The 8,889-nt window shown below is 71.8% G+C and carries 9 protein-coding genes; 1 reads left to right on the plus strand and 8 read right to left on the minus strand.

Annotation, left to right across the window (positions count from 1 at the left end):
• Together CA983_RS35970 and CA983_RS35975 are read right to left on the minus strand one after the other, a co-directional pair.
• Nucleotides 1-200 (minus strand): helix-turn-helix domain-containing protein (locus CA983_RS35970; protein ID WP_143645646.1); only part of this gene is annotated, 200 nt, incomplete at its 3' end.
• A gap of 260 nt (nt 201-460) precedes the next feature.
• Nucleotides 461-1,474 (minus strand): DUF8094 domain-containing protein, encoded by a 1,014-nt coding sequence (locus tag CA983_RS35975; protein WP_086604940.1) that lies wholly within the window; start codon nt 1,472-1,474, stop codon nt 461-463.
• A gap of 263 nt (nt 1,475-1,737) precedes the next feature.
• On the opposite strand from CA983_RS35975, the gene CA983_RS35980 reads away from it, so the two are divergent.
• The gene (locus CA983_RS35980; RefSeq protein WP_086604941.1) at nt 1,738-2,208 is read left to right on the plus strand and encodes a hypothetical protein; all 471 of its coding nucleotides are present in this window, start codon (nt 1,738-1,740) and stop codon (nt 2,206-2,208) included.
• A 55-nt stretch (nt 2,209-2,263) separates the two neighbouring features.
• On the opposite strand, the gene CA983_RS35985 is transcribed toward CA983_RS35980, so the two are convergent.
• The 6 genes from CA983_RS35985 to CA983_RS36010 form a co-directional block, all read right to left on the minus strand.
• Entirely contained in the window at nt 2,264-3,202 is a 939-nt protein-coding gene (locus tag CA983_RS35985; RefSeq protein ID WP_086604942.1) for an AurF N-oxygenase family protein, read from the minus strand.
• A 98-nt stretch (nt 3,203-3,300) separates the two neighbouring features.
• On the minus strand, nt 3,301-4,764 hold the full coding sequence (locus tag CA983_RS35990) for a penicillin-binding transpeptidase domain-containing protein (RefSeq protein ID WP_086604943.1): 1,464 nt from the start codon (nt 4,762-4,764) through the stop codon (nt 3,301-3,303).
• Nucleotides 4,761-6,125 (minus strand): FtsW/RodA/SpoVE family cell cycle protein, encoded by a 1,365-nt coding sequence (locus CA983_RS35995; protein ID WP_086604944.1) that lies wholly within the window; start codon nt 6,123-6,125, stop codon nt 4,761-4,763. The genes CA983_RS35990 and CA983_RS35995 overlap by 4 nt, the downstream gene beginning before the upstream one ends.
• A 52-nt stretch (nt 6,126-6,177) precedes the next feature.
• Nucleotides 6,178-6,684 (minus strand): SH3 domain-containing protein, encoded by a 507-nt coding sequence (locus CA983_RS36000; RefSeq protein WP_086604945.1) that lies wholly within the window; start codon nt 6,682-6,684, stop codon nt 6,178-6,180.
• A gap of 192 nt (nt 6,685-6,876) precedes the next feature.
• Nucleotides 6,877-8,136 (minus strand): ATP-binding protein, encoded by a 1,260-nt coding sequence (locus tag CA983_RS36005; protein ID WP_086604946.1) that lies wholly within the window; start codon nt 8,134-8,136, stop codon nt 6,877-6,879.
• A partial coding sequence (locus CA983_RS36010; RefSeq protein ID WP_341866720.1) for a hypothetical protein occupies nt 8,133-8,889 on the minus strand: 757 nt, incomplete at its 5' end. The genes CA983_RS36005 and CA983_RS36010, both read right to left, overlap by 4 nt.

Raw genomic sequence — 8,889 nt, forward strand, 5'->3', positions numbered from 1 at the left:
TCGTAGAGCTGCTGCTTGCCGCCCGGGAAGTACCGGTAGACCAGGGGCCGCGAGACCCCGGCCGCCTCCGCCACGTCGTCCAGGGAGACGTCCTCCGGGGCGCGGTGCGCGAAGAGGTCCAGCGCGGAGGCGAGGAGCTGACTGCGGCGTTCCTCGACGCTGAGTCGCCGGTAGGCGGGGGTGGGGGCGGCTGGTGTCATGACTCGCAGCGTAATCCTCCGGCGGCGGAGCGGGGGGCCTGCGGCGGCCTGTGCGGCTTCGGTGGGGGTGCGCCGCTTGCGCCTGCGCGGCTGTGGTGGGTCGGGGCCGCRMCGGGGGGTGTYCGTCCTCGGAACGGCGCGATGGGGYCGGACGCCGACTGACTGTCCGTTGACGCGCCGACCGCTGCGGGCGGACACCCCCCGACACGTCCCCTTCTCGCCGTGGGCGGCTGCGGCTCAGTGGGGGACCGGGCCGTCCTCTAGCGGGCGTCTACGTGCTGGAAGTCGACGGCGGTGATCCTGGCGGACTCCGAGGTCAGTTCGGCCAGGCCCTGGCCCTCGAACACGTCGGTGATGAGGGCGCCCCTGGTGGCGCCGAGAGCGGACTGTTCGTCGTTGGGGACGAGGGCCGCGTTGGAGCGGTAGGCCTCCTTGAGCAGGGATTCCTGCTTGTGGGCGGCCGGGAACAGGGCGAGGACGCCACCGTCGGCGGTCCGCAGGGCGTACACGCTCGGGTCGGCCGGGCGCTTGGCGAAGAACTTCTCGGTGGCCATGCCGTCGGCCGCGCCCTCGGTGCTGCTGCGCTGGTAGGTCTTCTTGGCGTTCTCGACCGGCTCCGTGGAGGTCAGGGCCTTGCCCTTCTTCCTGCCGCCGGTCTCGAGGAAGTCCGCGTAGGCGGCACCGATGTCGGAGGGGGCGAGCTTGCCGACCTTGGTGCCGGGGTCGACGGCCTCGGCGAGACCGTGACGGTCGAGGGCCGGCTTCGGGGGCTCTTCACCGTCGGCCCACAGGGCCAGCACCATCTTGTAGGTGCCGCCCACCCTGTCGAAGACCAGCAGCACGCTGTTCTCGCTGTTCTCGCTGGACTTGGCCCGGACGGCGAACCAGGTGGCCGTGCCCTTCCTGGGGATGACGTACTCGCGGTCCTGGTAGGAGAAGGGCTTGGTGTAGGCCTTCTGCTCCTTCTTCGGCCAGGTCTCGAAGAGGGTGTAGGTGGCCTTGTCCATCGCGTAGACCTGGCCCGCCTCGACCGTCCCCAGGAGCTTCTCGTCCTGCGCCGCGTTGGCCTTGTTGTTGACCTCCTCGTAGTGATCGGCGATCTTCTTGGCGGCGGCCTTGCTGACCACGCCCTGCGGGGCGTCGTCGCCGGAGGCCTTGCCGGAGTCCGAGCCGGCCTGGCCGCCGCACGCGGTCAGGGCGAGAGCGGTCGTGACCCCGACGGCGGCGACCTTGAGACGCGGCAGCCGTACGAGGCGGGTGGTGTGGGGGGACATGCGGTGGTGATCTCCTTCAGGGCCACGGAGGGTGACGAGTTCAAGGAGGACAGTAGTCATCCTGCATGGACATGACCTGACCCGGGTTCGCTTTCGCGATGCCGGGATGGCCGGATCGCGTTCTTGCCGGGGACTTGCCCCCGCAGCACACCATCGATCAGAGTCGGCAGGACGCCACAGCCGCCATCACTACCGGACCTCGGCTCGGAGACCAAGTCCGCACGGCGGCCTCCCCGGCGGCGGAGCCGGCCGCTCCGGAACCGGTGCCGCCCTCAACGCCGGAGGAGGACAAGCGGCCCGAGCCGGTCGCCCGGCCGGAGCCGCAGATGTCGGACGACGACTCGCTGGACCCCGAAACGCTTCGGGCGGCCGCCGGTATCTCCGCCGCCGTCCTTCACGCCCACCGCGATACCTGGGAGTTCCTGGTCAAACACGCCGGGGCGGATCAGCACTTCCACAGCCCCGGCGCCGTCAGCGAGACCCATGGCATCGTCATGGCAGGCCTCTCCGGGCCCAGCCTCGTGGCCATCCTCACCAGCCTCGATGACGTGAGGTGGGATGCCGAAGCCGGGCGCGGCACCCAGGCCATCGCCCACCATCTCCACAAGCGCATCGGCGACATCGTCGAGGAGATCGCCCGAGACCCTCACGCCGGTGGCGACTGTGACCCCGTGACCATCCGCATCGACGACCGGCTCAAGCCCGACGGCGACGGGGAGGACGAGCCGCAGTGACGCCGCGACGCCCCACCCGGACTTACCGGGTGGGGCGTCCAGTCGGCCGTCCTGCTCAGGCCAGCAGCCCTGACGACCTCCACAACCGCCGCCCGACCCCCCGCAACACCCCGATGTCGTCAAGGAAGTCCGTCAACCGCTTGGACCCGTTCTGCATGACCTCGCGGCGATGGCCGCTCGCCCTCACCTGCGCGAGAGCCTCCCGCTTGTCCAGGCCCACGTTCGTGTAGACGTCGGGGTTCACGAACGCCACCGAGAACACGCGGGCGAACTCCCCGGAGGTGACGCGGGTGAACTCCTGGGACCACTTGGGGGCCGTCACCATCTGGCGGCGCAGTTCCTCGCGGGCGTAACGCACGTGGCGGGCCTCCTCGACGACGTGGATGCGGGTGACGCCGCGGATGAGGGGCTGGACCCGCTCGTCGGGGAACGTCAGGCGCTGCATCCAGTCGAGGACCTCCTCGCCGAGCAGGGTCGCTGTGAACGAACCCGGCGTGGTCGAGATGGTCTTGAAGAGGCGGCCCAGGTGCTGGTGCACGCGGCTGACCGGGTACCAGGGCGTGCCGCCGTGGGATATCAGGCGGGCGAACATCTTCGAGTGCCGGCACTCGTCCTCGATCTCGGTGAGCGCGTAGCGCACGTGCGCGCTCGTCGCCGCCTTGTCGTAGATGTGCCGGACCAGCAACTGCATGAGGATGATCTCGAACCAGATGCCGAGGGAGGCCAGCGCCGCCGCCTCGTGCTGGGAGAGCAGGATCCGCTGCTCCTCGCTCATCCGCCTCCAGAGCGGCGTGTCGTAGAGCGACACCAGCTCCGGTGGCCAGAACCACTTGCCCTCCTCGAAGGGCGCGTCCCAGTCCAGTTCCTTGTCCGGGTCGAAGGAGTGCTTGGCGGAGGAGTCGAGCAGCCGCTGGGCCACCTGCTCCCGGTCCTTGAGCAGGCCCAGGGCATCGCGCAGGCCGTCGAGCGCGTCGGCTTCCGTCAGGGTCGTCATGGCTGCCCACCTCGTTATGCACACGTCACTGTCCCCCTTATGAGACTGCCTGTCAGCAAGCCCGTCAATCCCCTGTGCGCGACTTGTTGACCCGGCGTCTACTTCGCGTGGGCCAGCACCGCTTCCATCACCGCCCGGGCGATCGGCGCCGCGTCGCCGCCCCCGCTGATGTCCCGGCGCTCCGACTCCGCGTCCTCCACGACCACCGCGACCGCCACCCGCGGCGCCAGGTCGCGGTCGCCCTGCGCCCAGGAGATGAACCAGGCGTACGGCATACCGGAGTTGGCGAGGCCGTGCTGGGCGGTACCGGTCTTGCCACCCACCTTGGCGCCCCGGATCGCGGCCCGGCGTCCGGTGCCGTTGTCGACCACCTCCCGCATCAGCGCGCGCAGCCGGACCGCGGTCGAGGGGTGCATCGCCTGGCGGACCGCGCGCGAGCCGGATGTCGCGAGCGTGCTGCCGCTCGGCCGGGTCGTGCGCTCCACCAGGTACGGCTCCCGCACCTGACCGCCGTTGGCGACGGCCGCCGCGACCATCGCCATCTGGAGCGGTGTGGCGCGGGTGTTGTACTGACCGATCGACGACAGGCCGAGCTGGGCCCGGTCGAGCGAGGTGTCGAAGGTGGACCGGGCCACCGGGAAGGGAATCCGCAGCGCCGGGTTGTTGAAGCCGAAGGCATGGGCCGTGGCCGTCATGTCCGTCCCGCCCACCTCCACGCCGAGCTTGGCGAACACCGTGTTGCAGGAGAGGGTGAAGGCCTCACGCAGGGAGGCGTCCCGGCAGCCCCGGGACGCGTTCGTCAGGCGGGTCCGCGTCCCGGGCAGGGAGTACGGGTCGGGGGAGTCCGTCGGCGCGTCGAGGTCCCTGACCACGCCGGCGTCCAGCGCTGCGGCCGCGGTGACGACCTTGAAGGCCGAGCCCGGCGGATATGTCTGCCGTGCCGCCCGGTTGAGCATCGGACGGTCCCGGTCCGCGTTCAGCCGCTTCCACGCCTCGGCCGCCGCCGACCCGTTCCCGGACAGCGGCTGGGGGTCGTAGGACGGGCGGGACACCAGGGCCAGGATCCGGCCGGTCGACGGTTCCAGCGCCGCGACCGCGCCCTTGAGCCCGGCGAGTCCCTTGTACGCCGCCCGTTGCGCGGCCGGGTCGAGGGTCGTGACGACATCCCCGCCGGAGTTCCGTGCCCGCGTGAAGTCGTTCCACAGCGGGAACGGCGCGAGCATCGGGTCCGTGCCGGACAGGATGCCGTCCTCGGCCTTCTCCAGGAGCGTCGTCCCGTACAGCTGGGAGGAGAAGCCGGTGACCGGGGCGTACAACGGCCCGTCCGTGTAGGTCCGTTCGTAGCGCAGGTGCTCGCGGGTGTCCTTCGAGCCGGTGACGGGCCGGCCGCCGACCAGGATGTCGCCGCGCGGCTCCTCGTAACGGGCGATGTCGGGGCGGCGGTTGGCGGGGTGGCGGTCGTACTCGGGGGCCTGGACGACCTGGACGCGGGCGGCGTTCAGCAGCAGCGCCACCAGCAGCAGGGCGCAGAAGAGGCCGGCGTGCCGGATGTGCCGCGTCACCGCGTGCCCTGCCCGTCGCCCTGCCGCCTGGCCGAGTCGCTCACCCGGACCAGCAGCGCCACGATCGCCCAGTTGGTCACCACCGACGAGCCGCCCTGCGCCAGGAAAGGCATCGCCATGCCGGTCAGCGGGATCAGTCCGGTCACCCCGCCCGCGATCACGAACACCTGGAGCGCCACGAGCGAGGAGAGGCCGACGGCGAGCAGCCGTCCGAAGGGCTCGCGCAGGGCGAGACCGGCCCGGTAGCCGCGCTCCACCAGCAGGCCGTAGAGGAGGAAGATCGCGGACAGTCCCGCCAGGCCGAGTTCCTCACCCGCCGTGGCCAGGATGAAGTCCGACTTCACCGCGAAGCCGATGAGGACCGAGTGGCCGAGCCCCAGGCCGGTGCCGAGCATGCCGCCCTCCGCGAAGGCGAACAGGGACTGGGCGAGCTGGTTCGGGCCCTCGCCCGCCTCGATCGAGGCGAACGGGTGCAGCCACGTCTCGATCCTGCTGTGCACATGCGGCTCCAGCCGGCCGACGGCGACCGCACCCAGCGCGGCCAGCAGCAGACCGACGGCGATCCAGCCGGTGCGGCCGGTGGCGACGTAGAGGAGGACGACGAAGAGGCCGAAGAAGAGCAGGGACGTGCCCAGGTCGCGCTCCAGGACCAGGACGCCGACGCTGACCAGCCAGACGGCGACGATCGGGCCGAGGACCCGGCCGGTGGGGAGCTGGAGTTTCCAGATGCGGCGGCCGGTGTAGGCGAGGGCGTTGCGGTTCGCGGCCAGGTACGCGGCGAAGAACGCCGCCAGCAGCACCTTCGCGAACTCGCCCGGCTGGATGGAGAACCCGGCGATCCGGATCCAGATGCGGGCGCCGTTCACCGCCGGGAACAGGATCGGCACGGTGAGCAGCACGAGGGCGGTGACGACACAGACGTACGTGTAGCGCTGGAGCACCCGGTGGTCGCGCAGCAGCAGGACGACCAGGATGAACAGCGTCACGCCGAGACTCGACCAGATCAGCTGGGCCGGTGCCGCCCGGTCGCCCGGGGTCTCCAGGTCGAGCCGGTAGATGAGCACCAGGCCGAGCCCGTTGAGCAGCACGCCGATGGGCAGGAGGAGCGGGTCGGCGTGCGGCGCCCGCAGGCGTACGGCCAGATGCGCCAGCAGCGCGAGCACGCCGAGCCCGGCGCCGTAGCCGGCGGCACCGGGCGGGAGAGCGCCGTGCTGGGCGAGGCCGACGGCGCAGTAGCCGTACACGGACAGCAGTACGGCCAGGACGATGAGGGCGAGTTCGATGCCACGGCGCCGGGGGAGGCGGCGGACGGCGGGCGCGGGCGGGTCCGCCGTCGCCACGGTGATTCCGGCCTTGCTCATGTCCGGAATCTAACCAAATGAGACGTGTGGTGTGCTTCGGATTGCCCGATTGTCAGCACCGGCGTGGCTTGCGGTCGATGGGGTCGATGAAGCGGGCCGAGCCCCACGCCCAGGTGCCGTCCGTGAGGAGGTACCAGGTGCGATTGCCCTGCACGCTCTCGCCTTCCCACTTGCAGAAGATGGAGACGACGTCGCCCCGGTGGGCGAACCGGATGATCTGTGAGCCTCGGTTGGGCGCGCTGCGCAGCGCCAGGGTGTTCGCCGTGACGACGCCTCTGGTGGTGCGTGGATCGTGGTGGTGATCGCCTTTGCCGCCCGTGTTGCCGTTGTCGCCGCCGTTCCAGTCGTGGTGGCCGTTGCCGCCACCGTTCCAGTCGTGGTTGCTGTTGCCGCCGGAGTTCCAGTCGTCGTTCCCGGCGGTGGAGGTACCGGAGGATGGGTCGCCCCCCGTGCCCCAGTGGTCGTCCGCGACGGCGGGGGTGACGGCTGCCGCGGCCGCGAGGATGCCGGCGGCGGCTGCTATGGAGAGGCGGCTGGTGAGTGAGGAGCGCAGGGACATGGGGGTTACCTCCATGTGGAGCAGAGCGTGTCAAAGCTGAATAACCGCCACATTAGGAGCGCCCGATAACCCCCGCCCGTCACACTGGGCCATAGGGGGAGCGCCCTGAAGGAGCGCTCTGAAGGGGCGCGGGGAACCGCGCGAAAATCCACGAACAGCCCGCAGACGGACGGCCACCCGCGGCCCGAGCTCTCACCGCTCCTCCGCCGCCAGTGTCAGCGTCGCCACCGCCCCGCCGTCCGGCGCGTTCGCGAACTCCAGCCGCGCACCGAGCACCTCGGCCTGCCCCAGCGCGATGGTCAGCCCCAGCCCGTGCCCCTTGGCCCCGCCCTCCGTACGGAACCGCTGCGGCCCGTGCGCCAGCAGGTACTCCGGAAAGCCGTCCCCGTGATCCCGAACGGTGACCACCGGCCCGTCCACGGTCAGCACGACCGGTCCCCGCCCGTGCTTGTGCGCGTTCGCCACGAGGTTCCCCAGCACCCGCTCCAGCCGCCGCCGGTCCGTCTCCACGGCCACATCCCGTACGACCCTGACCTCCGTGTCGCTCCCCGCGCCCCGCACCACCCGCTGGGCCAGCGGCCCCAACAGCTCGGTGTCCAGCTCCAGCCGCTCCCGGCCGGTGTCCAGCCGGGAGATCTCCAGCAGGTCCTCGGTGAGGGTGCGCAGCGCCGCCACCCGGTCCCGCACCAGCTCCGTCGGCCGGCTCGGGGGCAGGAGTTCGGCCGCCGCGTGCAGCCCGGTCAGCGGTGTGCGCAGCTCGTGCGCGACGTCCGCGGTGAACCGCTGCTCGGCGAGCAGCTTGCCCTGCAACGACGACGCCATGGAGTCCAGCGCGGCGGCGACCGCGGCCACCTCGTCCTGCGGGCGCGCCGGGTCCTTCGTCCGCGGGTCCGTGCGGGGGTCGTTCACGCGCGCGTCCAGGTCGCCCGCGCTGATCCGCCGGGCCACCAGCGCCGTGGTGTGCAGCCGCCGCGTCACCCGCGTCACCGCGAACGCGCCGACCAGCAGCGTCGCCCCGATCGCCAGCCCCGACGACCACAGGATCGCCCGGTCCAGGCCCTGGATGGTGCGGGCCTGGTGCGAGTAGTCCACCGCGACGGCCAGGGCCCGGTCGCCGTCGGCGGGCCCGGCCGCCCACATCGTGGGTTGCCCCTGGAAGTCGGAGACCATCGTGCCGCGGTCCCCGCCGACCGCCAGGTTCCGCAGCGGCCGGGGCAGGCCCGGCGGATCCACACCGGCGCCACGCTTGAGCGAGTCCCCGGCCTCGTACCGCTCCGTCGCCTGCGTCAGCCGCTGCAACGCCTGGTCGCGGGCCTGGCCGACGGTCTGGTTCGTCACCTGCACGTGCACCAGGACGCCGAGCAGGGCGGCCAGCGCACAGCACATCACGGTGATGAAGGCGGCGGCCTTGGCGGCGAGGGTCCCGGACCAGTGGGGGAGCGTGCGTCTCATCCGGTGCTCGCCGAGGGGGAGGCGGAGGGCGCGGCGGAGGGGTGCCGGGAGTGCTGCCGCGGGCCGGTGCGCAGCATCTCGTCCTGAGTGAGGAGCATGGCCCGCTGGTCCCGGTCCCAGGTCCACTGGAGGCGGTACTCGTAGCCCGCGACCTCGGAGGGCGAGCGGATGACGAGGGAACGCCCGGCCAGCTCGACGCCGCTCAGCGCGTCCTCCCAGGCCATCACCTGCACGAGCCGGTGCTTCTCGACGGTGTAGACGCGCACCGCGGTGGTCTTGCCGGGCAGCAGCCGGAAGCCCAGCGTCAGGTCGTCGCGCCCGTCGCCGGTGAGGTCCCGGTAGTACGGCCTGAGAACCGGGCACCTGCCGTGCTCCGGGCCCTTGCCGCAGTCGGCCATCCTGCGGTTCGTGTCGCGGTAGGGCGCCTTGTCGCCGTCGTAGTCGCCCGGGCTCGCGGCCATCTCGGCCCGGACGACCCCGACCGGGTCCACCCGGCGGATGTCGTCGCCGGGGACCTTGACGCCCTTGACCACCTCGGTGTTCACCTCACCGATCTCGAAGGCCGGACTGGACGCCGGCGTCAGCTCCGGCCAGAGCCGGGCCGGCCCCACGGCCGTCTCCGTCGCACCGGCACCTTCCAGCCCACCGGCGTCCCCGCAGCCGACGGCGGCCGCCAGCAGGAGAACGACGGCGGCGGCACGACGGGCGACTCTTCCGGGGTTCCGACGGTGGCCTGCGACGGTGGTGGGCGGG

This window comes from Streptomyces swartbergensis (genome assembly GCF_002148965.1).
Lineage (GTDB): Bacteria > Actinomycetota > Actinomycetes > Streptomycetales > Streptomycetaceae > Streptomyces > Streptomyces swartbergensis.